This is a genomic window from Streptomyces sp. NBC_00667, from assembly GCF_036226825.1.
In the GTDB taxonomy this organism is placed as follows: Bacteria; Actinomycetota; Actinomycetes; order Streptomycetales; family Streptomycetaceae; genus Streptomyces.
In genome coordinates this window covers 3,712,530-3,739,116 of record NZ_CP109022.1, presented here as the reverse complement: position 1 = coordinate 3,739,116, position 26,587 = coordinate 3,712,530, and the positions used below count along the sequence as shown (strand labels likewise).

Below are 26,587 nucleotides of genomic sequence, written 5' to 3'. Positions count from 1 at the left end.
GTGCAAGAGGGATGCGGCTGGCGGAACTGAGCGAGCGCAGTGGCGTGTCCACGGCGACGATCAAGTACTACCTGCGCGAGGGGCTGCTCCAGCCCGGGCGCCGCGTCTCCGCGACCCAGGCCGAGTACGGGGAGGACCACCTGCGGCGGCTGCGCCTCGTGCGCGCGCTGATCCAGATCGGCGGGGTTCCGGTGGCCGCCGCGCGCGAGGTGATCGCCGCCGCGGAGGACGAGTCGCTGGACCACCACCTGCGGCTGGGCGCGGCGACCCGGGCGTTGCCCACCGCCGGGCGGCCCGCCGAGGACGACCCCGCGGTGGAGACGGCCTGCCGTTCGGTGGAGGCGCTGATGGAGCGGCTGGGCTGGTCCTGCGCATCCGGCCTGGACATGCTCGACCCCGCCCACCGGCGGCTCATCGACTCGGTCGCCGCGCTGGTCCGGCTCGGCTACCCCTGCGACACCGAGCAGTTGCTGCCGTACGGACGGCTGGCCGCGCAACTGGCCGTCACCGACCTGGACATGGTCGAGGCGCAGCCGACCCCGACCGGGCAGATCGAGGCGGCAGTCGCGCTCACGGTGCTCTACGAACCGGTGCTGCTGAGCCTGCGGCGCATGGCCCACGCGGAGGAGTCCGCCCGGCGGTTCTGAGGCGCCCGCGCGGCGGGGACGTCCGGGACCGTGACCCCGGCGGCTGCGGACGGGCCGGTGGTACCGTCGGGACATGGATCCGCAGGAGCTTGCCAACCTCGCGCATCTGCGCCGGGCGCGGGACCTGATCGACCGGGAGTACGCGCGTCCGCTCGACGTGCCCACCATGGCGCAGCACGCGCTGATGTCCCCGGCCCACTTCTCGCGGCGGTTCCGCGCCGTCTACGGCGAGACCCCCTACAGCTACCTCATGACCCGCCGGATCGAGCGGGCGATGGCGCTGCTGCGCGCCGGCATGAGCGTGACCGACGCGTGCATGACCGTCGGCTGTACCTCCCTCGGCTCGTTCAGCTCGCGGTTCACCGAGATCGTGGGCGAGACCCCCACCTCGTACCGCAGCCGGGAGCACCACGCGGTCACGGCGATGCCCGCCTGCGTGGCCAAGGTGTACACCCGCCCGACCCGCTGAAGCGCCGACCCCGCGCAACGCCGGCCCGCGGAACGCCGAGCAGGATCCGAGAAGCGGGCGCCACGGCCGCGGCCTAGCGTGGGCGCCATGAACATCTCACTCCAGTACTGCCACATCACCGTCAACGACGTGGACGAGGCGCTCGGCTTCTACCGCGACGCCCTCGGCCTCGACGTCCGCAACGACGTCGCCTCGGGCGACTACCGCTGGGTCACCCTCGGCAGCCCGGCGCAGCCCGGCCTCGAAATCGTGATCTCCGAGCCGCACGCGGGCCGCTCCCAGGCCGACGGCGACGCCCTCCAGGAGCTGCTCACCAAGGGCGTCCTGCCGATGGTCGTCTTCCGCACCGACGACCTCGACGCGACGTTCGAGAAGGTACGGGCCTCCGGCGCCGAGGTGCTCCAGGAACCGATCGACCAGCCCTGGGGCCCGCGCGACTGCGCGTTCCGGGACCCCTCCGGCAACCTCGTACGGATCAACCAGGCGCCCGCAGCCTGAGGAGGCGCTGCCCGAGCAGTCGCCCGGCGGGTCGCCCGCTGGGTCGCCCGATAAGTCGCCCGGAACACCGCTCAGACGCTGCCGATCAGGACCGTGGCGTAGAGCTCGTCCGAGGTGACCGCGCGCACCGCGAGCCCGCCCGACGTCAGGGCCGACGCCGTCAGCGGGGACTGGCGGGCGCTCGTCTCGATCAGCAGGTGGCCGCCCGGGGCCAGCCATCGGGCGGCCTCCGCCGCGACCCGGCGGTGGATGGCGACGCCGTCCGGGCCGCCGTCCAGCGACACCGGCGGCTCGTGGTCGCGGGCCTCCGCCGGGAGGAAGGCGATCTCCCCGGTCGGCACGTACGGGGCGTTGACCACGAGCACGTCCACCCGCCCCCGCAGCGAACCGGGCAGCGCCTCGTACAGGTCGCCCTCGTGGACCCGGCCGCCGTACGGAGCCACGTTGCGCCGCGCGTACACCAGCGCCCCCGCGTCGATGTCCGCCGCGTGCAGCTCGACCCCCGGGACCCGCGAGGCCACCGCCGCCCCCAGCGCGCCCACCCCGCAGCACAGGTCCACGACGACGGCGCCCGGGCCGGCCTGCGCCACCGCCTGCTGCGCGAGGAACTCGCTGCGCCGGCGCGGTACGAAGACCCCCTCGCCCACCTCCATGCGCAGCCCGCAGAACTCCGCCCAGCCGACGACCAGTTCCAGGGGCGCGCCGGCGACCCGGCGCGCCAGCAGCTGCGCCAGGTGCTCCTCGTCCCGGGCGGCCGCCGTGAGCAGCTGCGCCTCCTCCTCCGCGAACACGCAGCCGGCCGCGCGCAGGGATTCCACCAGTGTCACCACGTACCTCAGTCCTCGTTCCCGTCCCGGCCAGTGTCCCCGTCACACGCTCCGACGGTCGTCAGAAGACGTCCGGGCACCACGGCCGGCGCGCCGTTCGGAACACCGCGTCCGCCAGGGCCACCGCGCCGGGCCGCTCCTGCGCGACCAGGCCGAGCGCCGCCAGCCGGACCGCCGACTCGTCCCCGAGGTACAGCGACCCGAGCGTGCCGACGTCCAGCCGCAGATCGGCCGGCTCCCGCGTCCGGGCGCACTCCCCCGTGCCCGCGTCCAGCCGGTAGCGCCCGCCGGCCGGACCCGCCGGGTCGCTCACCTCCAGTACGAGCACCCCGGGCACGGCGTACGTCCGCGCGCCCAGCGCCCGTACGACGTCCAGCAGCCGCACCCACAGGAAGTCGGCCGAGGTCACGAGGCGGGCGGCGCGCGGGTCCGGCAGGTACCGCGGGAGCAGGTCGTCGGGGGCGCGGTAGCCGGTGCGCACCTTCTGCACCCAGTCGATGGAGCACAGGAAGTGCCAAAGGGCCCGCTCCGCGGCCGGGGTCAGCGCGAGCAGGTCCTTCACCTCGATGGTGTTCTGCGGGACCTTCGCGTCCGTCCAGTGGTCGTCGGCGCCGTAGGCGGCCAGCCCGGCCACCTCGCCGTCCGCGTCGCGGTACACGGCGTAGAACTTCTCCCGGTGGGGCCGGGACGACACCTCCTGCAGGCCGGTGAACAGGTTCCACCGGTACGTGCTGCGGTCGACGGCGCCGGGCGTCGTCGCGCGCAGCCGCTCGTGCAGCGCGGGCCCCACGCGCCGCACCTCCGCCCCGTCGACGAGGTCGATCCGGCCGCCGTCCACGGGCGCGGGCCGGTGCGGGTCGAGGCCGGTGCGCGGGACGTCGATCTCCCACTCGCAAGTGTGGGAGGCGGGCCCGAACCCGTAGCGCCCGTAGATCGGGTACTCCGCCGCGATCAGGGTCGCCATGACGTCGCCGCGGTCCCGGGCGGCCGTCAGTTCGGCGGCCATCATCCGGGTCAGCAGGCCCTGGCGGCGGTGCGTGGGCAGCACGGTGACGTTCGTGACCGCGCTGCAGGGCACGGCCGCGCCGCCGGGCACCGTCAGCCGCTGGGCGAAGGAGCGGAAGGTCGCCACGCAACGGCCGGTGACGGCATCGAAGGCGCCCTGGGTGCGGGCGAGCTCACCGTTCTTGGCCCGCTGGGCCACATCCGACTCGGTGACCCCGGCAGCGGTCAAGAAACCGGTGTTCACGGTCTGGATCCACTCGCGGATCTCGGCTTCGGCTATCGGCCGCACGTCAGCGCTCATAGCCGCCCACGCTAACCGGCCGCCCGGTTCAGGTCGCCTGATTTTCGGCGCGGGCGGGACGGGCCCCCGCGCTACGCCAGCAGGTCGTCCACCTGTGCCTCGCCCTCCCGGTAGCGCCGGGTGATCTCCGCGCTGGAGTCGTCCGCCATGCGCTGCAACTGCTGCCTGCGCCGCGAGACCTGCTGCTCGTAGCGGAGCAGCCGGGCCATCGCCTCGTGCAGTTCGGCGTCCGTCCGGGCGCCCAGGTCCGACAGCTCCACGTCCGACAGCATCTCGGCCGCCAGCAGCCGGGACTCCTCGCTCTGCGGGGTGCCGAGCGTGACGTGCCGGGCGGAGGCGCTGCGGCTGGACGGGGCGTCGGCGAGGATCTCCGAGAGCCGGTCCACCACCGGCGCCTCGGGGTCCGTACGCCGGGCCAGCTCCGCACGCAGGATGTCGATGCGGCCGTGCAGGAGTCTGCGTACGTAGCTCAGGTCGGCCTCGTCGCGCTGCGCGTCGCGGCGCATCGCGCGCAGTTCCCGCAGCCCGAGGGCGGTGGCCGGGATGGTCGGTCCCGGGCCGTCGCCGTTGCGCTGGGCGGGCGGGCGGCCTGCCGATGGCATGGCCGACATGGCTGACATGGCTGACATGGCTGACGTGGCTGACGTGGGTACAGGTACGGAGGTACCAGAGGTGTTCATCGTTCGTGTCCGTCCCCTCGACCGGTGCTGGGGGCACCGCCTCACTGCATCGTGCCACTGACCGCGGTGCCGACGCAGTCCCACGCCACCCGATCGGCCCCGGACGGGTGCACGCCTGGTACACAGGTGGTATGCGAGCAGTGGTGCAGAGGGTGGACGGCGCGAGCGTCGTGGTGGCCGGCGAGACCGTCGGGGAGATCGTCGGCGAGGGACTGTGCGTCCTGGTGGGGGTCACCCACGACGACACGCCGGAGAAGGCGGCGCTGCTGGCCCGCAAGCTGTGGTCGGTGCGGATCCTGGAGGCCGAGAAGTCCTGCAGCGACGTGAACGCGCCGCTGTTGGTGATCTCCCAGTTCACGCTCTACGGGGACGCCCGCAAGGGCCGCCGGCCCACCTGGAACGCGGCCGCGCCCGGACCGGTGGCCGAGCCGCTGGTCGACGAGGTGGTGGCGCAGCTGCGCGCGCTCGGCGCGACCGTGGAGACGGGCCGGTTCGGTGCGGACATGCGCGTCTCGCTCACCAACCACGGCCCGTTCACCATCGTCATCGACGTCTGAGCGGTCCGGGACGTCCGCTTCGTATACGGCGTCCTGTCGTATACGAAGTCCCGGCGGGGGACGGCGTCCCGGCGGGGACGGCGCCCCGGCCGTCAGGGCGCGACCACGACCTCCTGCGCGGCGGCCGTCGTGCCGACCAGCAGCGGCGCGTCCACCGGAACGTTCCGCTTGACCAGTGCCAGCGCGATCGGCCCCAGCTCGTGGTGGCGGACGGCGGTGGTCACGAAGCCGAGCTGCCGTCCCTCCTCCCCGTCCGAGGCGAGCCGTACGGGCGTCCCGTGCGCGGGCAGCAGCACCTCCGAGCCGTCCAGGTGCAGGAAGACCAGACGGCGCGGGGGCTTGCCCAGGTTGTGGACGCGGGCCACCGTCTCCTGACCCCGGTAGCACCCCTTCTGGAGGTGCACGGCGGTGCCGATCCAGCCCAGCTCGTGCGGGATCGTGCGGTGGTCGGTCTCCTGGCCGAGCCGCGGCCGGTGCGCCTCCACGCGCAGCGCCTCGTACGCCAGCAGGCCCGCGGCCGGGCCGTGGGCCGCGGCGAAGGCCTCCAGGTCACCGCGCGGGACGAACACGTCGCGGCCGTGGGGGGTCTCGCGTACGGCGAGTACCTTGGCGACTTCGGCGATGGAGCCGGCCGGCAGGTGCACGACCGCGAAGTCGGCGGTGCGGTCCGCCACCTCGACGCGGTAGAAGAACTTCATCGACTCCAGGTAGGCGATCAGCGCCTCCTGCGTGCCGGGCTCGACGTGCGCCCACACCGTCTCGCCGTCGTCCACGAGGTACAGCGCGTGCTCGATGTGCCCGTGCGCGGAGAGGATCAGCGCCTCGGTGGCCTGCCCCGGCGGCAGATCGGTGACGTGCTGGGTGAGCAGCAGGTGCAGCCAGCTCAGCCGGTCCGGTCCGGTGACGGTGATGACTCCGCGGTGGGAGAGGTCTACGAAGCCCCGGCCGTCCGCGAGGGCGCGCTGTTCGCCGTACAGCTCTCCGTAGTGGGCGGCGACGCCCTCGTCGCGGCCTTCGGCCGGTACGGCGCCGGGGAGATGGAGCAAGGGGCTGCTGGTCATGGCACCAAGCGTACGGCCCTCCCGGGCAGGGCCGGGGCGGAGCCTCAGGCGGAGCCGGAGCGGTGCTCGGCGGCGCAGCCGGCGCACAGTCCGAAGATCGCGAAGTGCTTCATGTCGGTCTCGAAACCGAAGGTGGTACGGAGCTTCGCGGTGAACTCGGAGGCGATGTCCACATCGGCCTCGATCACCTCGGCGCAGTCGCGGCAGACCAGGTGGATGTGGTGGTGCCGGTCCGCGAGGTGGTAGGTGGGGGCGCCGTGCCCGAGGTGGGCGTGCGAGACCAGACCCAGCTCTTCGAGCAGCTCCAGCGTCCGGTAGACGGTGGAGATGTTGACCCCGGAGGCCGTCTTGCGCACCTGGACGAGGATCTCGTCAGGGGTGCCGTGCTCCAGGGCGTCGACCGCCTCCAGCACGAGCTGGCGCTGCGGTGTCAGCCGGTAGCCGCGCCGCCGCAGGTCGGTCTTCCAATCGGTGCCTTCGGTGCTCTCGGTGCTCACCACCCGGCAAGTGTAAGCGCGCGAAGGGGACCTGCGGGCGGTCCCGAGGTCCCCTTCTCGCGTGCGCTGCGGCCTTGCGCGGGCCTGGGCGGACCTGCGGCTCAGCGGAAGAACGCGATGCCGTCGTCCGGCATGTCCGGGAGGTTGCGCGCCATCTCGGCGACCTCCTCGGGCGTGACGACCTTCTTGAGCTGGGCCGACATGTACGGGCGCAGCTCGACCTCCGGGGTGGCCTTCTCGCCGACCCACATCAGGTCGCTCTTGACGTAGCCGTAGAGCCGCTTGCCGCCGCTGTACGGGCCGGAGGCCGCGGTGCGCGCGACGGCGTCCGTCACCAGGTCGATCTGGGGCTTCTGGTCGGCGAGCTCGCCGTACCAGACCTCGACGACGCCCTGGTCGCGGACCATGACGATCTCGACCTTGCGGTCCCCGTCGATGCGCCAGTAGCCGGACTCGGACTCCAGCGGCCGCACCTTGTTGCCCTCGGCGTCGAGGACCCAGCTGTGGGAGGTGTACTCCAAGAAGTCCCGGCCGTCGTGGCTGAAGACGACTTCCTGGCCGAAGTTGCACTTCTCCTCACCGGGGAAGTCGAAGACGCCCGCGCCCTCCCAGGTACCGAGGAGGAAGGCGAGGGGCACGAGGCCCGGGTTCAGGTCGGACGGGATCTGGATCATGGGTGGCTGCTCAGACGATCTGTGTGAGGGGTTCCGGGGCGGTCGGCGCGGCGGATGCTCAGCGCTGACCCTGGTACAGCTTCTTCACGGCCAGGCCGGTGAAGGCGAGGACGCCGACGCAGACCAGGATCAGCAGGGAAGTGAAGACTGCCTCAAGCACGGGGTGCTCCTCGGAGGATTCGGTGCGGTGTACGGGCCGGTCCCCAAGCCTACTGGCCCGGAGACCGGCGCACTCTGTGAGGTAGGCCGTACCCGCCCTCAGGCCGGCAGCCGGCTCTGCAGGACCAGCGCCTGGCGCACGGGGAGGATCGGCGCCCGGTGCACGGGGAGGAACGGCGCCGCTCCCTCATTGCGGTGGATTCGGGTCGCCGTTCCCGTCGTACCGGCGCCGCTTTCCGTCCAGTTCGTCCCACCATTCGTCGGACTTGGGATCGCCCGACGGGTCGTCCCACCAGCGGTCGTCCGGGCCGCGCCGGTTCGCGATCATGGCGGCGACCGGGGGGATGACCATGGCGACGACGCACAGCGCGACGGCGGCCTCGACCGACCACAGGCGTACGAAGGCCCAGGCGGAGACGAAGAGGAACAGGCAGCCGCCCATCATCAGGAAGTAGACGCGGCGCCTCCTGGCGTACATACCTCCAGAGTAGGGCGGGATCCCGGACGGCACGAAGGGCCGCACCCCGTTCCAGTGGCGTCCAACCCCCTGGGGTGCGGCCCTTCGGCCGGTCGTACGTGGAGCAGCGGTCAGACCGCGATCGCCACGTCCGTCACTCCGCCGGCCTCGGCGACGACGACGGCACGGTCCGCCTGGGCACCGGGGACGAGCGCCCGCAGCGTCCAGGAGCCGGTGGCGGCGTAGAAGCGGAACTGGCCGGTGGCCGAGGTCGGGACCTCGGCGGTGAACTCGCCGGTCGAATCCAGCAGCCGCACGTAACCGCTGACGGGCTCGCCGTCCTTGGTCACCTGGCCCTGGATGGCGGTCTCACCGGGCTTGAGCGTGGCGAGGTCGGGCCCGCCGATCTGTGCTCCACACATGTTTCTCTGTCCTGTCCTGGAGAGGGCTTGTGCTGGTTACTTGTTCGGACCGAGCTCGATCGGCACGCCGACCAGCGAGCCGTACTCGGTCCAGGAGCCGTCGTAGTTCTTGACGTTCTCCTGGCCCAGGAGCTCGTGCAGCACGAACCACGTGAGCGCGGAGCGCTCGCCGATGCGGCAGTAGGCGATGGTGTCCTTGGACAGGTCCACCTGCTCGGCCTCGTAGAGGGCGGTCAGCTCTTCGTCGGACTTGAAGGTGCCGTCGTCGTTGGCGTTCTTCGACCACGGGATGTTGCGGGCGCTCGGCACGTGGCCGGGGCGCTGCGACTGCTCCTGCGGGAGGTGCGCCGGGGCGAGCAGCTTGCCGGAGAACTCGTCGGGCGAGCGGACGTCCACCAGGTTCTGGTTGCCGATCGCGGCGACGACGTCGTCGCGGAAGGCGCGGATCGAGGCGTCCTGGGGCTTGGCCTTGTACTGGGTGGCCGGGCGGTTCGGGACGTCCTTGCCGTCGACCAGGTCGCGGGAGTCGAGCTCCCACTTCTTGCGGCCGCCGTCGAGCAGGCGGACGTCCTGGTGGCCGTAGAGCTTGAAGTACCAGTAGGCGTAGGAAGCGAACCAGTTGTTGTTGCCGCCGTAGAGGACGACGGTGTCGTCGTTGGAGATGCCCTTGGCGGACAGCAGCTTCTCGAAGCCCTCCTGGTCCACGAAGTCGCGGCGGACCGGGTCCTGGAGGTCGCTCTTCCAGTCGATCCGGACGGCGTTGGTGATGTGGTTCTTGTCGTACGCGGACGTGTCCTCGTCCACCTCGACGATGACGACGTTGGCGTCGTTCAGGTGGGCCTCGACCCAGTCGGCGTCGACGAGGACGTCGCTGCGGCTCATGGTGTTCTCCTCCGGGGCAGTGTGCGGCGGGACGGTGCGGGTGCTGCTGCGGGGTGGTGCTCGTGCGCGGTGCTCCGGCGACCGGCCGTGAGCCCTGCGCGGGGAGGCGTCAGGGGGCAGCCGGGCGGGTCGCGGAATCGGTCACGCGGGAAAGGCCGTCGACGGCCGGTGGAGCGGAAGGGCTCACACCGCTAGACGGAGCGACAGAGCATGGCGGCGACGCGACACAGGTCTACTGCCCGCCGCTTCGTGAGGTCCGCCTGCTGATGCTTCATAGGTAGGGATCGTAGGGACGAATCGGCCGCCCTGTCACCGGTGTGTCATATTCCGAGACAGGATCGTCCGAATGGCGGGATGTGAAGAGCCCCGGAGGCCGTGGTACGGCCTCCGGGGCTCTTCGTTGCGGCCCGTTCTCCTGCGGATCGGACCGTCCGTCTCACGATCCGGCCACCGTGCGGGCCGGGTCGTCCTACTGGCCGGCCAGGACCACGTCCGTACCCGTCAGGGAGAGGTGTACGCCCTGCTCGTCCGAGGTCAGCGTGGAGAGCTGGAGCCCGGCCGGCAGGCCGCCGTCGACGGAGCGGTCGAAGTCCGTCTGCTTGCGGATGAGCCGCTCGATACCGGGGATCCCCTCCCCCGGCACCTCGTCGGCGTGCACCCGGACGATCTTCCCCTTGCCGGACGGGGCGTCCGCGAGGCTGACCGTCGACACGACGCTGCGCGTCAGGGTCTTGCCGAGGATCTCCACCCGGGCGGTGACCTTCACCTTGCCCGGCGTGCCGCCGTAGGCGACGGTGACACCGGTCTGCGAGGCCTCGGTCAGGTCCGCGTACGAGACGAAGGCGGTGCCCTCGGCGCGCCGGGCCGTGCCGCCGCTGTAGTCGCCGTTCAGCTTCACCCCGTGGAAGGCGGCGTCGAGCCGGGTGAGGCGGGTCTTGCGGCCGTCCGCGGTGGCCTCGACGCCCTTGAGGGTGACGTCGACCTGGTCGAGGTCGTGGCTGAGCGCCTGCGTCAGGAACGGGAACCCGTGGATGTCCACCTCCGCACTGCCCGCGAGCCCCTGCCGGGCCTGTATCCGGTCGGCGAGCCGGTTCTCGGCGTAACCGACCGCCCAGCGGTCGACGCCCACGAAGAGCCCGCCCAGGATCACTGCGATGATGACGACGGCGCGTAGAAGACGCACGTTCCCCTCCCCCTACTGATCGGTACGTGCGCTCTAGTTGACCATGTCCGGCCATGTGGCCGCCGTCAGCACGGCGGTCAGCCGACCACCCGGCCCATCAGGTAGACGGCAGGGGCGGCGGCCGCGAGCGGCAGCGCGACACCGGCCGTCATGTGCACGAACTTCGACGGGTAGTCGTACGCGGCCACCCGCAGGCCGACCAGCGCGCACACACCGGCGGCCAGACCGACCAGTGCCCCGCCTGCCCCGAGACCGTTCAGCGAACCGACCGCGATGCCCGCGCCGGCCGCGGCGGCCAGCGAGACGGCGACGGAGGCCGGGGTCGGGAGCGGCAGCGCGCGGGCGAAGACGGCCACCGCCACCGCTGTCGCGCCGACGCCGACGGCGGGCGAGCCCGCGGCCAGGAACCCGGCGCAGACGATGGCGAGTGCCGCGGAGGCCACCGAGGCCATCAGCCCGTACATCCGCTCGTCGGGGTCTGCGTGGCTGCGCAGTTGGAGGACCAGCGTGAGCAGCACCCAGGCACCGAGGGTGCCGATGATCGCGCCGGGGCCGTACACGTCGTCCACCGCGAGCACCGCCGCGTCGGCGACGACGGCTCCGGCGAAGGCGAGGACGATGCCCTGGCGGGCGGGCCACATGCCGTTGAGGCGGAACCAGCCGGCCGCGGTGAGCCCCTGGAGGGCGATCAGCGGCACGAGCAGCGCGAGGTCGCCGAACGCGGCGGCGCCGGCCAGCAGCAGCCCGAGGGCGGCGGTCAGTACGGCCGACTGCGGGCCGGGGTCGATGATCGGCGACCGGCCCTCGGCGCGGGCCTGCGCGGGGTCGACGGCGCGCAGCGTGTTCCCCGCCAGGGTGGGCGGCGAGTACTCGGGCTCCTCGTCGGGCGCGGCGTGCGCGGCCGGTGCGGCCTGCACCGGCGGGGCCGTCGCGTCCGTGATCGGCGGCAGGTAGGCCGTGGCCCCGGAGTCGTTGCCCGGGACCGGCGGCAGGTAGGCCGTGGCCCCGGAGTCGTTGCCCGGGACCGGCGGCAGGTAGGCGGTGGCCGCGGCGTCGTCGTTCCGGACCGGGGGCAGGTAGGCGGTGGCCGCGGCGTCGTCGTTCCGGACCGGCGGCAGGTACGCGGTGGCCGCGGCGTCCGGGGCCTGGGGAGCGGCCGCCTGGGGCGGGAGGTAGGCCGCGGACCCGGCCCAGTTCCCATCGGGTGCGGGTGCCTGGGCCTCCTCGCGGAACCAGCCCTGCGGGCCGGCGTCCTCCCGCACCGGCGGCAGGTACGCCGTCTCGGCCGCCCACTCGGACGCGGGCGCCTGCGCCGCGGCCGCCGGGGCCTCCTCGCGGAACCACCCCTCGGGCGCGACGGGCTGCTGCTGCGGCTGGGGCTGGGGCTGGGGCTGGGGCTGGGGCTGTACGGGAGGCTGCTCCCGGTACGGCGGCAGGTACGCGGTCTCGGCGGCCCACCCGGACGGCGCCTGGCCCGGGCCCGCCGGGGCCTCGTCGCGGAACCATCCGTCGGGCGCGACGGGCGGCTGCTGCTGGCCCGGCACCCCGCCCAGCGGCGGAGCGGGCGACTGCGGGGCCTGCTGCACCGGCTGGTAGCCGGTCTCCCAGGTCTCGGACTGCCAGGTCTGGGTCCCGTACGGGGCCTGCTCGTGCCCGTGCTGCGCGTGCCCGTGCTGCTCGTGCCCGTGCCGCCCGTGCCGCCCACGGGGCTGTTGGTGCGGCTCGTGCGGCTGCGGCTGCTGTTCGTCGGAGTTGCTCATCGGCTCCCGCTCACCCGCCCGCGAACGGCGGGAGCACCTCGACGGTGCCCCCTTCCGTCAGCAGGACGGCATCGTGCGGGCGCTTGCCCACAGGCTCGTCGTTCACGAGGAAGGAGCAGCGCAGCAGGACCCGGGTCAGTTCACCCGGGTGGCGTTCCCGCACGGCGTCCAGCGCCTCGGCCAGCGTGCGCGCCGAGTACGGCTCCTCCGCCGTCTCGGCCGCGGCCTTGGCCGCCGCCCAGTAGCGGATGGTTCCGGTTGCCACTGCTGCTCCCATCGTCGGCTCTCTACCGTCGGCCTCCATGATGACGCCTCCCACCGGATGCCCGGCGTGGCGGGAACCACAGAAGCGGGATCAGCGGGAACCTCGGCCCCTCGAGGGCAGGTGGGCTATCCTGGCGGTGCAGAGGATCCGGGCAACGTTGCCCCCGGGTCCTTTTGTGCTTTCAGCACGTTGAACGGACCGAGAACAGGTGCCGTCCGGGCCTCAGGGCGCGGGGACCGGGCAGGCGCCGCACGAAGTCGTACGAAGCAGTGCCGCGAAAGTCCTCGACGGGACCGAGGAGGAACCGAGTGATGGACCAGCGAACCGTGCACGCGCACACGGGCGTGCACGACCACCCGACCCGGGCAGGTGGTCGGGCATGAGCTCGCTCCTGCTCCTCACCAACGCCCTGCAGCCGTCCGCCGAGGTGCTGCCCGCCCTCGGCCTGCTGCTGCACAACGTCCGGGTCGCCCCCGCGGAGGGCCCGGCCCTCGTGGACACGCCCGGCGCCGACGTGATCCTCATCGACGGCCGCCGCGACCTCCCGCAGGTGCGCTCGCTGTGCCAGCTGCTGCGCTCCACCGGGCCCGGCTGCCCGCTGCTCCTCGTCGTCACCGAGGGCGGCCTCGCGGCCGTGACCGCCGACTGGGGCATCGACGACGTCCTCCTCGACACCGCCGGACCGGCCGAGGTCGAGGCGCGGCTGCGGCTGGCCACCGGCCGGCAGCAGCTCGGCTCGGACGACTCCCCGATGGAGATCCGCAACGGTGACCTGTCGGTCGACGAGGCGACGTACTCCGCGAAGCTCAAGGGGCGGGTCCTGGACCTCACCTTCAAGGAGTTCGAGCTGCTCAAGTACCTCGCCCAGCACCCGGGCCGGGTCTTCACGCGCGCCCAGCTCCTCCAGGAGGTGTGGGGCTACGACTACTTCGGCGGCACCCGGACGGTGGACGTCCACGTCCGGCGGCTGCGTGCCAAGCTCGGCCCCGAGCACGAGTCGCTGATCGGTACGGTGCGCAACGTCGGCTACCGCTTCGTCACGCCGGAGAAGGTGGAGCGGGCGGCCGCGGAAGCGGCGGCCCAGGCCGCCGCGGCCCTCCCCCGTATGGAGGAAGCACCGGTAACGGTCCAGTCGGCAGGACGCCCTGCCCAGAGGTAGGTCACCCCGCGTAGACTGCCGCGCGTGGCCAAGGTGACGCGGGATGACGTGGCGCGACTTGCGGGTACCTCTACCGCCGTCGTGAGCTACGTCATCAATAACGGACCCCGGCCGGTTGCCCCGGCCACGCGCGAGCGTGTACTCGCCGCCATCAAGGACCTGGGCTACCGGCCAGACCGGGTGGCCCAGGCGATGGCCTCGCGGCGCACCGACCTCATAGGCATGATCGTGCCCGACGCGCGGCAGCCGTTCTTCGCGGAGATGGCGCACGCGGTCGAACAGGCAGCCGCCGAGCGCGGGAAGATGGTGCTGGTCGGCAACTCCGACTACCGCGACGAGCGCGAGGTCCACTACCTGCGGGCCTTCCTCGGCATGCGGGTGTCGGGCCTGATCCTGGTCAGCCAGGGCATGAGCGAGCGCGCGGCGTCGGAGATCGAGGCGTGGGACGCGCGGATCGTGCTGCTGCACGAGCGGCCCGAGGCGATCGACGACGTCGCGGTCATCACCGACGACATCGGCGGCGCGCAGCTCGCGACGCGGCACCTGCTGGAGCACGGGCACCCGTACGTGGCCTGCATCGGCGGCGTCGAGAACACCCCGTCGGTGGGCGACCCGGTCGCGGACCACGTCGAGGGCTGGCGCCGGGCGATGCTGGAGGCGGGGCGGTCGGTGGAGGGCCGGCTGTTCGAGGCCCCGTACAACCGCTACGACGCGTACAAGGTGGCCCTGGAGGTCCTGTCGGGGCCGGACCGGCCCCCGGCGATCTTCTGCGCGACGGACGACCAGGCGATCGGCGTGCTGCGGGCGGCTCGGGAGCTGCGGATCGACGTGCCGGGGGAGCTGGCGGTGGCCGGCTTCGACGACGTCAAGGAAGCCGCCCTGACGGACCCGCCGCTGACGACGATCGCCTCGGACCGGCCGGCGATGGCCCGCGCGGCGGTGGATCTCGTCCTGGACGACGCCCTGCGCGTGGCCGGCTCCCGCCGCGAGCGGCTGAAGCAGTTCCCGTCGGCCCTGGTGATCCGCCGCTCCTGCGGCTGCCGTCCTTCCTGACGCGCCCCTCGCACCGCTCGGCCCTGGCGGGTCACCCCACTCGACGCGCGCCTCGCACCGCTCGGCCCTGGCGGGTCACCCCTCTCGACGCGCGCCTCGCACCGCTCGGCCCTGGCGGGCCTTGCGGGCTTCGGCGCGCTGCGCCGGACTCCGTCCGTCGGTTCCCGGGGCGGGGCCCCCTGGCGCCCGCGGGCCGGATGAGGATTCCTGCGGATCCTCGGTGCGCTGCGCCGACGTCCGCCGGTGCCCGGGCGGGGCAGGCTGACGCCTGCGGGCCGGTGGGGCCCTGCGGGGCTGTCCCCTACCCGCCCTTCCCCCGTTCCCCGGAGCTCCGCCCCGGACCCCCTCACCAGCCCCGCGATTCCCAGCAGCAGCAGCTGGAAGCCCTCCCAGCCCCAGGACGCGGGGCCCGGGGCCCCGCCCCCCTGCCGGTCCCGCCGACGTTTGAGGCCCCTCCAGCCCGCCGGCGATGGAGGCGCACCCCTCCAGCCCCGCCGTCGATCGAGGCGCACCCCTCCAGCCCCGCCGGCGTTTGAGGCGCGGGGGTTCGGGGGCCGGCCCCCGCAGCGGCGGCGCACACGAACGTGCCCCCGCCCCAGCTCTGTCGGCGTCGAGGCGGGACCTTATATCGGGCATACGCGGTTCTGTCGGGCTTCTCAGACGGGACTCAGAATGCTCTCATCATCCGGGGACACAGTCTGGGACATGACCGACAGCTTCCGCCGCGAAGGCAACTACCCGCAGGAGTACCCCCCGCCACCCGCGTACCCGCCGCCCGCGTACCCGCCGGCGGCCGCCGCACCACGTCCCCGCCGCCCCGTCGCGCTGCTCGCCGCCGTCGCGCTCGCCGCCGCCCTCGTCGGCGGCGGGACCGCCGCCGCCGTGGAAGGGCTGCTCGCCCAGCACGGCACCGGCACCGGCGCCTTCACCGGCACCAACGTCTCGCAGTCCAGCAGCGGCACCGTCTCCGGCGTGGCCGAACAGGTCAGCCCCTCCGTCGTCCGCATCGACACCCGCACCGGCTCCGGCCAGGGCACCGGCTCCGGCATCGTCCTCACCGCCGACGGCGAGATCGTCACCAACAACCACGTCGTCGCCGGCGCCTCCGAGATCCAGGTGACGATGAGCGACGGCAAGAAGTACGCCGCCAAGACCCTCGGCACCGACCCCGCCAAGGACCTGGCCCTCATCAAGCTCCAGGGCGCCTCCGGCCTCAAGCCCGCCCACCTCGGCAACTCCGACAACCTGCGCGTCGGCGACCAGGTCGTCGCCATCGGCTCCCCCGACCGCCTCACCGGCACCGTCACCAGCGGCATCGTCTCGGCGCTGAACCGGGACGTGAGCGTCCCCAAGTCCGAGGAGCAGCCCCCGCAGCGCCGCCAGGGCGGCGACGGCTGGCCGTTCTCCTACGACGGCCGGCAGTTCAACGGCGACACCGGCAAGGACAGCACCTCGTACAAGGCGATCCAGACCGACGCCTCCCTCAACCCGGGCAACTCCGGCGGCGCCCTCGTCAACATGAACGGCGAGATCGTCGGAATGCCCTCGGCGATCTACTCGCCCTCCTCGGACAGCTCCAGCGCCGGCAGCGTCGGCCTCGGCTTCGCCATCCCGGTCAACACGATCAAGGGCGACCTGTCCTCCCTGCGCCACGGCGGAACCGGCACCGGACCGGGTGCCGACAACGGCACCGACAACGGCGGCAGCGACGACAGCGGCCTCAACTCCTACTGACCTAGCCTGGGGGAGCCGCCGATCACCGACCGACCACCACCCTGGGGGACCCGACCATGGCTGCAACGACTGCCGGGAGCGCCGAAGGCGACCCCCAGCGCGTCCTCGTCGTCGATGACGAGCCGGCCGTCCGTGAGGCCCTGCGCCGCAGCCTGGCCTTCGAGGGGTACGCGGCGCAGACCGCCGTCGACGGGCTCGACGCCCTCGACAAGGCGGCTTCGTACGCCCCCGACCTGATCGTCCTGGACATCCAGATGCCCCGCATGGACGGTCTGACCGCCGCCCGCCGGCTGCGCGCCTCGGGCAGCACCACCCCGATCCTGATGCTGACGGCCCGCGACACCGTCGGCGACCGCGTCACGGGGCTGGACGCGGGGGCCGACGACTACCTCGTCAAGCCCTTCGAGCTGGACGAGCTCTTCGCCCGGGTCCGCGCCCTGCTGCGCCGCAGCGCCTACGCCGCACCCGCGCCCGGCGGCGCACAGCCGGAGCACGGCCTCGCCTTCGGCGACCTGCGCATGGACCTCGCCACCCGCGAGGTCACCCGGGCCGGGCGCCCCGTGGAACTCACCCGTACCGAGTTCACGCTGCTGGAGATGTTCCTCTCCCACCCCCGCCAGGTCCTGACCCGCGAGCAGATCCTGAAAACGGTCTGGGGCTTCGACTTCGAGCCCAGCTCCAACTCCCTCGACGTGTACGTCATGTACCTGCGCCGCAAGACCGAGGCGGGCGGCGAACCCCGGCTCGTGCACACCGTGCGCGGGGTGGGGTACGTCCTGCGCGCCGGTGAGAGCGGACCGGAATGAGCCCGGTCGACCGGTTCCGTGCCCTGCCGCTGCGCTCCCGGCTGGCGCTGCTGGTGACCGTAGCGGTGGCGGTGGCGGTGGCGGCCGTCGCCGTCGTCAGCTGGTTCATGGTCCGTACGCAGCTGCGGGACCAGCTCGACAGCTCCCTGCGCTCCACCAACGCCAGCGCGCAGGCCAACCAGACCCTGTCGGAGGTCGGCTGCCGCGAGAAGGTGCCCGGCGCCATCGTCAACAACCTGAGCGCCCAGGTGCAGATCGTCCTGCCCGCGGGCGGGCGGTGCTGGGTGGACGGCAAGAACACCCTCCCCGTGACCGCGTACGACCTCGAGGTCGCCCAGGGCCGGCGCGGGCCCGTGCTGTACGACGGCCGCACCACCGAGGGCACGCCGGTGCGCGTGTACACCCAGCCGGTGAACGTCAGTGGGCCGGTCGGCGGAACCGTGGCCATCTCCGTCGCCAAACCGCTCGCCGACGTCGACAGGCCGCTGTCCACCCTGGCCTGGGTGCTGCTGTTCGTCTCGGGCGTCGGCGTGGTCGGCGCGGGCGTGGCGGGGCTGTGGGTGGCGCGGACGGGTCTGCGGCCGGTCGACGAACTCACCGGCGCCGTGGAGCACATCGCGCGCACCGAGGACCTCACCGTTCGGATCCCGGACGAGGGCGACGACGAGATCGCCCGCCTGTCGCGGTCGTTCAACTCGATGACGGCTGCCCTGGCCTCGTCCCGGGACCGGCAGGCCCAGCTCATCGCGGACGCCGGGCACGAGCTGCGCACTCCGCTGACCTCTCTGCGGACCAACATCGAACTGCTGGCGCGCAGCGAGGAGACCGGCCGGGCCATCCCGCCGCAGGACCGCAAGGAGCTGCTGGCCTCGGTCAAGGCGCAGATGACGGAGCTGGCGGCGCTGATCGGGGACCTCCAGGAGCTGTCCCGGCCGGATGCCGCGGCCCACGTACGCCTGGAGGTGGTGGCCCTGCACGACATCGCGCAGACCGCGCTGGCCCGGGCGCGCCTGCGCGGTCCCGAACTCGTCTTCGGTTCGGACCTGCGGCCCTGGTACGTACGGGGCGAGGCGGCCGCGCTGGAGCGGGCGGTGGTCAACCTGCTGGACAACGCCGTGAAGTTCAGCCCGCCGGGCGGCGCGGTGGAAGTGGCGCTGCGGGGCGGGGAGCTGACCGTACGGGACCACGGGCCCGGCGTCCCGGCCGACGACCTCCCGCACGTCTTCGAGCGGTTCTGGCGCTCCCCGTCGGCCCGTGCCCTGCCCGGCAGCGGGCTGGGCCTGTCGATCGTGGCCCGTACGGCGGACCGTGCGGGCGGGAGTGCCGAGCTGCGGGCGCCGGCGGACGGCGGCCCGGGCACGGAGGCGGTGCTCCGCATCCCGGGCGCCCCGACCCCGCCGCCCGCGCCGCCCGCCGCGCCGCCGACGTCGCCACCCGCGCCGCCGCCGCCGTCGTCAGTTGTGCCGGATCAGTGAGGCGACCAGGCCGGAGCGGGTGTTCGGGAAGTCCATGGGGACGATGCCGAGCCCGATCCGGCCGGCCAACTCCGCGCCGTCGACAAAGCCGTGGACCTGCGGATTGAGCCGGTCGGAGTTCCAGCGGGGCGGCATGTACGCGGCGGTGCTGGTGTAGTTCACGAAGAGCTTGCCGGGCTGCCCCGCGGCCCGGCGGAACTGGTCCTCGATCTTGCCCCGTTTGGCGAACGGCTCGGCGTTGTAGTCGTCCTGGATGTCGAAGACGTTGCCGTCGCCGTAGCGCAGACCCGGCAGCCCGCCGTTGTCGGCGAGCAGCACCACCTTCCCGCGGGCCTGCCCGAGCGAGGCGGGCAGGGCGTCGGCTATCCGGAACAGGGGGCGCCAGCCGCGGTTGTCGAGGTAGTCGTCGAAGACGGCCCGGAAGGTCGCGTCGCTCTCGCCCGAGTACTCCTGCTTGACCCGCATCAGGACGGTCTCGGAAGGGTGCGCGGCGAGGAAGTTCCAGCAGGCCACGAGGACGTCGCCGAACATCAGGTCCTGGAAGAACGCCGCGTGGTGGATGGCGAAGGAGCCGCCGGTGACGCGGCAGCGGACGTCGAGGAACCGGATGCCGGAGTCGAGCTGCTGGGCGATCGAGGTGTTCTGGCAGGCGACGTAGAGGCCGCCCTTGGTGGCGCCCGAGTCGTGGGTGCCGGGGATCGTCATCCGTTGGAGCGGGGTGGAGTCGGCGAGGCCGGCCATCCAGTCCTGGGTGCCGAGCGCGGCGCGCGCGGCGGGGGCCGTCCGGGCCGATGCCGGGGCCGCGGTCCCCAGGGTCATCGCGGCGCCCGCGCCCGCCGCCAGCGCCCCGGTGAGGAATCCACGCCGATCCAGTGCCATGCCCGCCCCTTTTTCCGGTCCAGTGGTCGGACCGGAGTATGGCGTGCGGCAGCGGCCATTACTACCCGTCGGTACGGGTCATCTTTCGAGCAACTCGGCCATGGCGCGCAGGCCTTGGGCGAGCTCGCGCCCGTTCGGCGCCTGCTCCGGGTCGGTGAGGCACTGGACCATCACCCCGGTCAGCAGCGCGAGGTGCACCGACCCGAGGCCCCGTACGTCCTCCTCCGCGACCTCCTCCTGCGGCACGCCCCGCCACTGGGCCGCGACCATCCGGCGGGAGCGGCGCTGGTCTTCGGCGAGGACCGCGAGCAGCGGGGGCGAGGACTGCGCGTGCACGAAGGCCTCGACGGAGGCCGTCCACAGCCAGCGCATCTCGCCGAAGTCCGCGATCTTGCGGTCCCACATGTCGGCGTAGCGCTCGGCGGCGGTGTCCCCCTGTCCGGCGAGCCGGCCGGCCGAGGCCGCCCATTCGTCCATGGCCGCGGACAGCGCCTGGTTGAGCAGGGCCTCACGCGATCCGAAGTGGTAGCCGATGGCGGCCATGCTCACCTGCGCGGCCGATGCGATGTCGCGCACGGTGGTGCGCAGGTACCCCTTCTCCTCCAGGCAGCGGCGCGCTCCGGCCAGCAGGTCCTCGCGATTTCCCATGGCGGGATCGTATCCGCGCAAGCATTTGGGCGAACGCCCAAGACATATGTATTGCGCGCCTGCCCAAATCCTGGCAGGGTCGTACCCGTCACCGAAGGCCTCACAGGGGAGAGCGAAACCATGCGCCACACGCTGACGATCGACGGCCGCGCCTTGTCCTACCTCGACTTCGGCGGCCCCGGCCGCCCGCTCCTCGCGCTGCACGGGGGCATGTCCGAGGGCCTCGCCTTCGCCGGCCTCGCCGCCGTGCTCGGCGACGGGTGGCGGGTCATCGCCCCCGACCAGCGCGGGCACGGCGACTCCGACCGGGCCGCCGACTACGGCCGCGCCGGGTACATCGGCGACGCCGTCGCGCTCCTCGACCACCTCGGCCTGGACGAGCCCGTCGCCGTACTCGGCTACTCCCTCGGCGGGATCACCGCCTACCAGCTGGCCGCCGCCCACCCCGGCCGGGTCTGCGCCCTGGTCAACGTGGACGCCACCGTGCAGATCGTCCCCGACACCGCGGGAGGGCTCTTCACCTTCCTCGGGGGCATGCGGTACACCGCCCCCACCCGGGAGGAACTCCTCGCCGCGGCCGGGCCGGTGGGCTCCCGGTTCGTCGAACAGGCGCTGCGCCCGCTCCCCGGCGGCGGGGGCTGGCGGCTGCCGTTCCACCCGCAGGACATGACCGACTCCGCCGAGGCCTGCCGCGGCGACCACTGGGACAGCTGGCTCGCGAGCACCTGTCCGGCCCTGCTGATCCACGGCACCCGCAGCCAGACGCTCCGGAAGGACACCGCCGACGCCATGTTCACCCGGCGGCCCGGGACCTCGTACACACCCCTCGACGGGGACCACTTCGTGCCGTTCACCGACCCGGACGGCTTCCACGAGGCCGTCCGGAAGTTCCTCGCCGGACTCTGAAACGCCGCAGAGAACGCCGCAGAGAACGCCCCAGGGGCGTCGGGCCGTCCGGCCCGCCGCCCCTGGTCGTACTCGTTACTGCTCGTACTCCTCGTACTCCTCGTACTACTTGACGACCGTGATCCGGTCCGCCGCCGGCGGGGCGATCGGGGCCGCCGCCGAGGACTTGTTCAGGTACGCGTTGAAGCACTCCAGGTCGGACGCGCCGACCAGCTTGTTCTTGTGCTCCTTGAGGACGGTGAAGCCGTCGCCGCCGCCCGCGAGGAACTCGTTCATCGCGACCCGGTAGGTCTTGGCGGGGTCGATCGCCGTGCCGTTCAGCCGCACCGAGTCCACGACGACGCGGTCCACGCCCGCCTTCGTCATGTCCAGCGTGTACGTAAAGCCCTTGGAGACCTGCAGGATCTTCGGGTTGGGGCCGTTGACCGGCCCGGACACCTGCTGCTGGAGAGCGGTGATCAGCTGGGCACCGGTCAGGTCGACCACGTTCATCATGTTGGTGAACGGCTGGACGGTGTACGACTCCCCGTACGTCACCACGCCGTCGCCCTCGTTACCGGCGGCCTTGTAGGCCAGGTCCGCGCGGATACCGCCCGGGTTCATGATCGCGAGCTGCGCACCCCCCTTGTCGGCCGGCGCGAGCGCCTCCAGCTGGGCATCGGCGATCAGGTCACCGAGCGGCTTCTCCGGCGCCTCCGAACCACGGCCCGGCACGTCCGCCGAGATGTAGCCCTCGGGGCGGCTCGCGATGGGCGCGGCGAGCGCGTTCCAGCGCTGGATCAGCTCGGTCATGTCGCCCGCCTTCGGCAGGTCACGGCTGACGACCTTCTGGACCGGCTTGGGCGAGCTGACCGGCGTACGGACGATGTCCTTGGTCTGCCGGTCGTAGGTGAGGGTGGTGTCCGTGAACAGCCGGCCGTAGGAGGCCGCCGAGGTCACCATGCGCGGGTTGCCCGCCGGGTCCGGGATGTTGCAGGCGTACGCCTGGTGCGTGTGGCCCGTCACCAGCGCGTCGACCTTCGGGTCGACGTTCTTGGCGATGTCGACGATGGCACCCGAGACGCCCGCGCCCGCGCCGGGCGCGTCGCAGTCGTAGTTGTACGCGCCGCTCGCGGGCAGACCGCCCTCGTGGATCAGCGCGACGATCGACTTCACGCCCTGCTTGTTCAGCTCGTTGGCGTACTTGTTGATCGTCTCGACCTCGTCACCGAACTTGAGGCCCTTGACCCCCTCGGCGGTCACGACGTCCGGCGTGCCCTCCAGGGTCACGCCGATGAAGCCGATCTTCACGTCCCCCTTCTTCCAGATGAAGGTGGGCGACATCAACGGACGCTTGGTCTTCTCGTCCGTCACATTGGCCGCGAGGTACTGGAACTGCGATCCACCGAACGTCTTGCCATACTCGAAGCAGCCGTCCACGGGGTGGCAACCGCCGTACGCCATACGGCGGAGCTCGGTCTTGCCCTCGTCGAACTCGTGGTTGCCGACGCTGGTGACGTCCAGCCCCAGCTTGTTCAGCGCCTCGATGGTCGGCTCGTCGTGGAACATGCCGGACATCATCGGGCTGGCGCCGATCATGTCGCCGGCCGCGGCGGTGACCGAGTACTCGTGGCCCTTGCGGGCCTCGCGCAGGGCCGACGCCATGTACTCGACGCCGCCTGCGGGTATGGCCTTGGTGGTGCCGTCGGCCTGCCGTTCGCTCACGGTGCCGGACGAGCCCTGCGGGGGCTCCAGCGTGCCGTGGAAGTCGTTGAACGACAGCATCTGCACGTCGACGGTGCGGCTCTTGGCCGCACCGCCACCACTCGCGGCACCGGCCGGAAGGGCGGCGGCGACCATCGCGCCGGCCCCCGCCGTGAGGGCGAGGGCGGTGAAGGTCAACCGGCGGGCTCGGCGGTGCCGTTGTGGCGTCGCTGACATTTGTTCCCCTTTGTGGACAGCGAGACAACTTGGGAGGTCCGCCGAAGCCTAAGGTCAACGCGCGTAGCATGTCAGGCCCTAATCGGTTACGGGCAGGTTGCGGTCGTACGGTGGAGTCATGACTGACGCAGCAGCGGCCCTTGAGCCGGGACGGCAGATTGACATCCTCGACGAGCTGACGGGGGAACAGGCCGACGCGGTACTGGCCCTGATCGCTGACGCGGCGCGGAGCGACGGCACCACCGCCGTGTCCGAACAGGGCCGGCTCCAACTCCGCGGCGGCCGCCGCGAGGGCATCCGGCACTTCCTCCTCACCGACAGGGAACGGCTCGCCGGATACGGGCAACTGGAGGACACCGACCCGGTGGAGGCCCCCGCCGCCGAACTCGTCGTTGACCCCTCACTGCGCGGCCGCGGCCACGGCCGGGCCCTCGGCTCGGCCCTGCTCGCCGCCTCCGGCAAGCGGATCCGGGTGTGGGCGCACGGCGGCAAGCCCGCCGCCCGCCACCTCGCCCAGGTACTCGGCCTGACCCTCTTCCGCGAACTGCGCCAGCTGCGCCGTCCCCTCGGCCCCGAGGCGCCGCGGCTTCCCGAAGCGGCCCTGCCGCCCGGCGTCACCGTCCGCACCTTCGTCCCCGGCGCCGACGACGCGGCCTGGCTCGCCGCGAACGCCGCCGCCTTCGCCCACCACCCCGAGCAGGGCGCCCTGACCCAGCGCGACCTGGACGACCGGATGGGCCAGACCTGGTTCGACCCCAAGGGCTTCTTCCTCGCCGAGCGCGACGGCGAGCTGATCGGCTTCCACTGGACGAAGGTCCACGCCGACGAGCGGCTCGGCGAGGTCTACGTCGTCGGGGTCCGCCCCGGCGCCCAGGGCGGCGGCCTCGGCAAGGCACTCACCGCGATCGGCCTGCGCCACCTCGCCGAGGCGGGCCTGCCCACCGCCATGCTGTACGTCGACGCCGACAACCCGGCCGCCCTGGCCGTCTACGAGGGCCTCGGCTTCACCACCCACGAGGTGGACCTGATGTACCGCACGGAGAGCTGAGCCGCACGGGCGCCGCGGTACGGGTCCCGCGCGCCGGGACCCGCACCGCGCACGCGGGCGGGCGCCGGCATGAGCCCGGGGTCCGCCCCCGCGTCGCCCCCGCGCCGTGACGGCCGGCGTACGCCCCCGGGCCGGTACCCGCGCCGTTCCCCCGCCGTGACGGCCGGCGTACGCCCCCGGCCCGCTGCCGCGACGTACTCGTGCGCCAGGCAGAGCCTGGAAGCCATGCGCCATTCACCGCCCATTAAGCAGCGCTTGCCAGTCTCCCCCCATGCATCCGCGACTCAGGCTGACGGCCGACACGTCCGACGCGCCTGTCCTTCCGCTCGCGCGGAAGAATGGAGTCATGAGCCACCAGCCCAGCGCAGGCCCCACCGAGGTCCCCGCCCAGCACCCGTCTCACACGTCCCCCGCGGCGAAGACGCGCATAGGCTCCATAGCCGCGCACCGCCCCCACGTCGATCTCGCGCCGGATCTCGCGCCCGACCTCGACTCCGACCCGGACGCCTACGACGGCAAGGACAGCGACGAGCTGCCCGCCGGGCGGTTCCTCGACCGGGAACGCAGCTGGCTCGCCTTCAACGAACGCGTCCTGGAGCTCGCCGAGGACCCGGCCACCCCGCTGCTGGAACGCGCGAACTTCCTCGCGATCTTCGCCAGCAACCTGGACGAGTTCTTCATGGTCCGCGTCGCGGGCCTCAAGCGCCGCATCGCGACCGGCGTCGCCACCCGTTCGGCCTCCGGCCTGCAGCCCCGCGAAGTGCTGGACCTGATATGGACCCGCTCGCGCGAACTCATGGCCCGGCACGCCGCCTGCTACCAGCAGGACATCGCCCCGCAGCTCGCCGAGGAGGGCATCCACCTCATCCGGTGGCCCGACCTCACCGAGAAGGAGCAGGCCCGGCTCTTCACCCTGTTCCGCAACCAGATCTTCCCGGTCCTGACCCCGCTGGCCGTGGACCCCGCGCACCCGTTCCCGTACATCTCCGGCCTCTCCCTGAACCTGGCCGTCGTCGTACGCAACCCCGTCAGCGGCCACCGCCACTTCGCGCGCGTCAAGGTCCCGCCGCTCCTCTCCCGCTTCCTGGAGGCCTCGCCGCAGCGCTACGTCCCGCTGGAGGACGTCATCGCCGCGCACCTGGAGGAGCTCTTCCCCGGCATGGAGGTGCTCGCGCACCACATGTTCCGCGTCACCCGCAACGAGGACCTCGAAGTCGAGGAGGACGACGCAGAGAACCTGCTGCAGGCCCTGGAGAAGGAACTCATGCGGCGCCGCTTCGGCCCGCCCGTGCGCCTGGAGGTCGAGGAGTCCATCGACCCCGGCGTACTGGACCTCCTGGTGCAGGAGCTCAACGTCAGCGCCGCCGAGGTGTACCCGCTGCCCGGCCCGCTGGACCTGACCGCCCTCTTCGGGATCTCCTCCCTGGACCGGCCCGAGCTCAAGTACCCGAAGTTCATCGCCGGCACCCACCGCGACCTCGCCGAGGTGGAGTCCGCTTCCGCGCCCGACATCTTCGCGGCGCTGCGCGAGCGGGACGTGCTGCTGCACCACCCGTACGACTCCTTCTCCACCTCCGTACAGGCCTTCCTGGAACAGGCCGCCGCCGACCCGGACGTCCTCGCGATCAAGCAGACGCTGTACCGGACCTCCGGCGACTCCCCCATCGTGGACGCCCTGATAGACGCCGCGGAATCCGGCAAGCAGGTCCTCGTCCTCGTCGAGATCAAGGCCCGTTTCGACGAACAGGCCAACATCAAGTGGGCGCGCAAGCTGGAGGAGTCCGGCTGCCACGTCGTCTACGGCCTCGTCGGCCTCAAGACCCACTGCAAGCTGTCCCTCGTCGTCCGCCAGGAAGGCGAGACGCTGCGCCGCTACTCGCACGTCGGCACCGGCAACTACCACCCCAAGACCGCCCGGCTCTACGAGGACCTCGGCCTGCTCACCGCCGACCCACAGGTCGGCGCGGACCTCTCCGACCTCTTCAACCGGCTGTCCGGGTACTCGCGGCGCGAGACCTACCGCCGGCTGCTGACCGCGCCGAAGTCGCTGCGGGACGGGCTCATCGCCCGGATCGACAAGGAGGCCGACCACCACCGGGCCGGCCGCCCCGCGTACGTGCGGCTCAAGATGAACTCCATCGTCGACGAGGCCCTGATCGACGCCCTGTACCGGGCCGCCCAGGCGGGCGTCCCGGTGGACATCTGGGTCCGCGGCATCTGCGCCGTACGGCCCGGGGTCCCGGGGCTGTCGGAGAACATCCGGGTCCGCTCGATCCTCGGCCGCTTCCTCGAACACTCCCGGGTCTTCGCCTTCGGCAACGGCGGCGAACCGGAGGTGTGGATAGGCAGCGCCGACATGATGCACCGCAACCTCGACCGCCGCATCGAGGCCTTGGTCAGGGTCGCCGACCCGGCCCACCGCGCGGCACTGGACCGGCTGCTGGAAACCGGGATGTCCGACGACACCGCCTCCTGGCACCTGGGGCCGGACGGCGAATGGACCCGGCACAGCACCGACTCCGAAGGCCAGCCGCTGCGGCACGTACAGGAGACGCTCATAGACGCCCGGAGGCGCCGGCGTGGCTCAGCCAAACCATGACCATGACCATCACCAT

At 72.5% G+C, this 26,587-nt stretch carries 28 protein-coding genes; 12 read left to right on the top strand and 16 right to left on the bottom strand.

Translation table 11 applies throughout. The annotated features are described in order from the left end of the window. Positions 1–11: 11 nt before the first annotated feature. The 3 genes from OHA81_RS17410 (at position 12) to OHA81_RS17400 (ending at position 1,614) form a co-directional block, all read left to right on the top strand. Positions 12–647: a MerR family transcriptional regulator gene (locus OHA81_RS17410; RefSeq protein WP_329197029.1), complete on the top strand. Its 636-nt coding sequence runs from the start codon at positions 12–14 to the stop codon at positions 645–647. 73 nt (positions 648–720) lie between these two features. Continuing rightward, a complete protein-coding gene (locus tag OHA81_RS17405) occupies positions 721–1,116 on the top strand; it encodes a helix-turn-helix transcriptional regulator (RefSeq protein WP_329197026.1) in 396 nt (131 codons plus the stop codon). An 87-nt stretch (positions 1,117–1,203) separates the two neighbouring features. Next, the gene (locus OHA81_RS17400; protein ID WP_329197024.1) at positions 1,204–1,614 is read left to right on the top strand and encodes a VOC family protein; all 411 of its coding nucleotides are present in this window, start codon (positions 1,204–1,206) and stop codon (positions 1,612–1,614) included. A gap of 71 nt (positions 1,615–1,685) precedes the next feature. Here the strand turns inward: OHA81_RS17400 and OHA81_RS17395 are convergent, their stop codons facing one another. The 3 genes from OHA81_RS17395 to OHA81_RS17385 form a co-directional block, all read right to left on the bottom strand. Continuing rightward, entirely contained in the window at positions 1,686–2,444 is a 759-nt protein-coding gene (locus OHA81_RS17395; RefSeq protein ID WP_443056568.1) for a putative protein N(5)-glutamine methyltransferase, read from the bottom strand. 58 nt (positions 2,445–2,502) lie between these two features. Beyond that, the gene (locus OHA81_RS17390; protein WP_329197022.1) at positions 2,503–3,747 is read right to left on the bottom strand and encodes a GNAT family N-acetyltransferase; all 1,245 of its coding nucleotides are present in this window, start codon (positions 3,745–3,747) and stop codon (positions 2,503–2,505) included. A gap of 71 nt (positions 3,748–3,818) precedes the next feature. Next, positions 3,819–4,367: an RsiG family protein gene (locus tag OHA81_RS17385; RefSeq protein WP_443056567.1), complete on the bottom strand. Its 549-nt coding sequence runs from the start codon at positions 4,365–4,367 to the stop codon at positions 3,819–3,821. Positions 4,368–4,558: 191 nt separating this feature from the next. Here OHA81_RS17385 and dtd point away from each other — a divergent pair, with 191 nt between their 5' ends. Beyond that, positions 4,559–4,984, top strand: a complete 426-nt coding sequence (gene dtd, locus OHA81_RS17380) for a D-aminoacyl-tRNA deacylase (RefSeq protein WP_329197018.1) — start codon at positions 4,559–4,561, stop codon at positions 4,982–4,984. Between the two features lie 92 nt (positions 4,985–5,076). On the opposite strand, the gene ygfZ is transcribed toward dtd, so the two are convergent. From ygfZ to OHA81_RS17335, 10 genes are all read right to left on the bottom strand, one after another. Next, complete coding sequence (ygfZ, locus tag OHA81_RS17375) at positions 5,077–6,045, bottom strand: CAF17-like 4Fe-4S cluster assembly/insertion protein YgfZ (protein WP_329197016.1); 969 nt, start codon at positions 6,043–6,045, stop codon at positions 5,077–5,079. 44 nt (positions 6,046–6,089) lie between these two features. Continuing rightward, positions 6,090–6,545 (bottom strand): Fur family transcriptional regulator, encoded by a 456-nt coding sequence (locus OHA81_RS17370; RefSeq protein ID WP_329197014.1) that lies wholly within the window; start codon positions 6,543–6,545, stop codon positions 6,090–6,092. A 98-nt stretch (positions 6,546–6,643) separates the two neighbouring features. Beyond that, the gene (locus tag OHA81_RS17365) at positions 6,644–7,216 is read right to left on the bottom strand and encodes an FABP family protein (protein ID WP_329197012.1); all 573 of its coding nucleotides are present in this window, start codon (positions 7,214–7,216) and stop codon (positions 6,644–6,646) included. 346 nt (positions 7,217–7,562) lie between these two features. Next, positions 7,563–7,853 carry a DUF3099 domain-containing protein gene (locus OHA81_RS17360; RefSeq protein WP_229874108.1) on the bottom strand — a complete coding sequence of 97 codons (291 nt, stop codon included), beginning with the start codon at positions 7,851–7,853 and terminating at the stop codon, positions 7,563–7,565. Between the two features lie 110 nt (positions 7,854–7,963). Then, positions 7,964–8,254 carry a DUF1416 domain-containing protein gene (locus tag OHA81_RS17355; RefSeq protein WP_030030422.1) on the bottom strand — a complete coding sequence of 97 codons (291 nt, stop codon included), beginning with the start codon at positions 8,252–8,254 and terminating at the stop codon, positions 7,964–7,966. A 36-nt stretch (positions 8,255–8,290) separates the two neighbouring features. Further along, complete coding sequence (locus OHA81_RS17350; protein ID WP_329197009.1) at positions 8,291–9,136, bottom strand: sulfurtransferase; 846 nt, start codon at positions 9,134–9,136, stop codon at positions 8,291–8,293. 191 nt (positions 9,137–9,327) lie between these two features. Further along, a complete protein-coding gene (locus OHA81_RS34625) occupies positions 9,328–9,411 on the bottom strand; it encodes a putative leader peptide (RefSeq protein WP_443056774.1) in 84 nt (27 codons plus the stop codon). A gap of 194 nt (positions 9,412–9,605) precedes the next feature. Next, positions 9,606–10,319 carry an LmeA family phospholipid-binding protein gene (locus OHA81_RS17345; protein ID WP_329197007.1) on the bottom strand — a complete coding sequence of 238 codons (714 nt, stop codon included), beginning with the start codon at positions 10,317–10,319 and terminating at the stop codon, positions 9,606–9,608. Between the two features lie 77 nt (positions 10,320–10,396). Beyond that, positions 10,397–12,079 carry a hypothetical protein gene (locus OHA81_RS17340; RefSeq protein ID WP_329197005.1) on the bottom strand — a complete coding sequence of 561 codons (1,683 nt, stop codon included), beginning with the start codon at positions 12,077–12,079 and terminating at the stop codon, positions 10,397–10,399. Positions 12,080–12,089: 10 nt separating this feature from the next. Beyond that, positions 12,090–12,344, bottom strand: a complete 255-nt coding sequence (locus OHA81_RS17335) for a MoaD/ThiS family protein (protein ID WP_190187233.1) — start codon at positions 12,342–12,344, stop codon at positions 12,090–12,092. A gap of 379 nt (positions 12,345–12,723) precedes the next feature. Between OHA81_RS17335 and OHA81_RS17330 the strand changes: the two genes are divergently transcribed. From OHA81_RS17330 to OHA81_RS17310, 5 genes are all read left to right on the top strand, one after another. Beyond that, positions 12,724–13,503: a winged helix-turn-helix transcriptional regulator gene (locus OHA81_RS17330; protein WP_329197002.1), complete on the top strand. Its 780-nt coding sequence runs from the start codon at positions 12,724–12,726 to the stop codon at positions 13,501–13,503. A 24-nt stretch (positions 13,504–13,527) separates the two neighbouring features. Next, complete coding sequence (locus OHA81_RS17325) at positions 13,528–14,556, top strand: LacI family DNA-binding transcriptional regulator (RefSeq protein ID WP_190187235.1); 1,029 nt, start codon at positions 13,528–13,530, stop codon at positions 14,554–14,556. 705 nt (positions 14,557–15,261) lie between these two features. Next, positions 15,262–16,290, top strand: coding sequence for a S1C family serine protease (locus OHA81_RS17320; protein WP_329197001.1), 1,029 nt, complete (start codon positions 15,262–15,264; stop codon positions 16,288–16,290). A 56-nt stretch (positions 16,291–16,346) separates the two neighbouring features. After that, positions 16,347–17,096 carry a response regulator transcription factor gene (locus tag OHA81_RS17315; RefSeq protein WP_329197000.1) on the top strand — a complete coding sequence of 250 codons (750 nt, stop codon included), beginning with the start codon at positions 16,347–16,349 and terminating at the stop codon, positions 17,094–17,096. Next, positions 17,093–18,571, top strand: coding sequence for a HAMP domain-containing sensor histidine kinase (locus tag OHA81_RS17310; RefSeq protein ID WP_329196999.1), 1,479 nt, complete (start codon positions 17,093–17,095; stop codon positions 18,569–18,571). The genes OHA81_RS17315 and OHA81_RS17310 overlap by 4 nt, the downstream gene beginning before the upstream one ends. Here OHA81_RS17310 and OHA81_RS17305 read toward each other — a convergent pair. Next, positions 18,551–19,450 carry a phosphatidylinositol-specific phospholipase C gene (locus OHA81_RS17305; protein ID WP_329196998.1) on the bottom strand — a complete coding sequence of 300 codons (900 nt, stop codon included), beginning with the start codon at positions 19,448–19,450 and terminating at the stop codon, positions 18,551–18,553. The genes OHA81_RS17310 and OHA81_RS17305 overlap by 21 nt on opposite strands. A gap of 78 nt (positions 19,451–19,528) precedes the next feature. Then, the gene (locus tag OHA81_RS17300; protein ID WP_329196996.1) at positions 19,529–20,098 is read right to left on the bottom strand and encodes a TetR/AcrR family transcriptional regulator; all 570 of its coding nucleotides are present in this window, start codon (positions 20,096–20,098) and stop codon (positions 19,529–19,531) included. A gap of 120 nt (positions 20,099–20,218) precedes the next feature. On the opposite strand from OHA81_RS17300, the gene OHA81_RS17295 reads away from it, so the two are divergent. Beyond that, on the top strand, positions 20,219–21,004 hold the full coding sequence (locus tag OHA81_RS17295; protein ID WP_329196994.1) for an alpha/beta fold hydrolase: 786 nt from the start codon (positions 20,219–20,221) through the stop codon (positions 21,002–21,004). A 105-nt stretch (positions 21,005–21,109) separates the two neighbouring features. On the opposite strand, the gene OHA81_RS17290 is transcribed toward OHA81_RS17295, so the two are convergent. After that, entirely contained in the window at positions 21,110–22,924 is a 1,815-nt protein-coding gene (locus OHA81_RS17290) for a bifunctional metallophosphatase/5'-nucleotidase (RefSeq protein WP_329196992.1), read from the bottom strand. 118 nt (positions 22,925–23,042) lie between these two features. Between OHA81_RS17290 and mshD the strand changes: the two genes are divergently transcribed. Together mshD and OHA81_RS17280 are read left to right on the top strand one after the other, a co-directional pair. Then, complete coding sequence (gene mshD / locus OHA81_RS17285) at positions 23,043–23,972, top strand: mycothiol synthase (RefSeq protein WP_329196991.1); 930 nt, start codon at positions 23,043–23,045, stop codon at positions 23,970–23,972. A gap of 346 nt (positions 23,973–24,318) precedes the next feature. Next, a complete protein-coding gene (locus tag OHA81_RS17280) occupies positions 24,319–26,571 on the top strand; it encodes an RNA degradosome polyphosphate kinase (RefSeq protein WP_329196988.1) in 2,253 nt (750 codons plus the stop codon). The last annotated feature ends 16 nt before the right edge of the window (positions 26,572–26,587 follow it).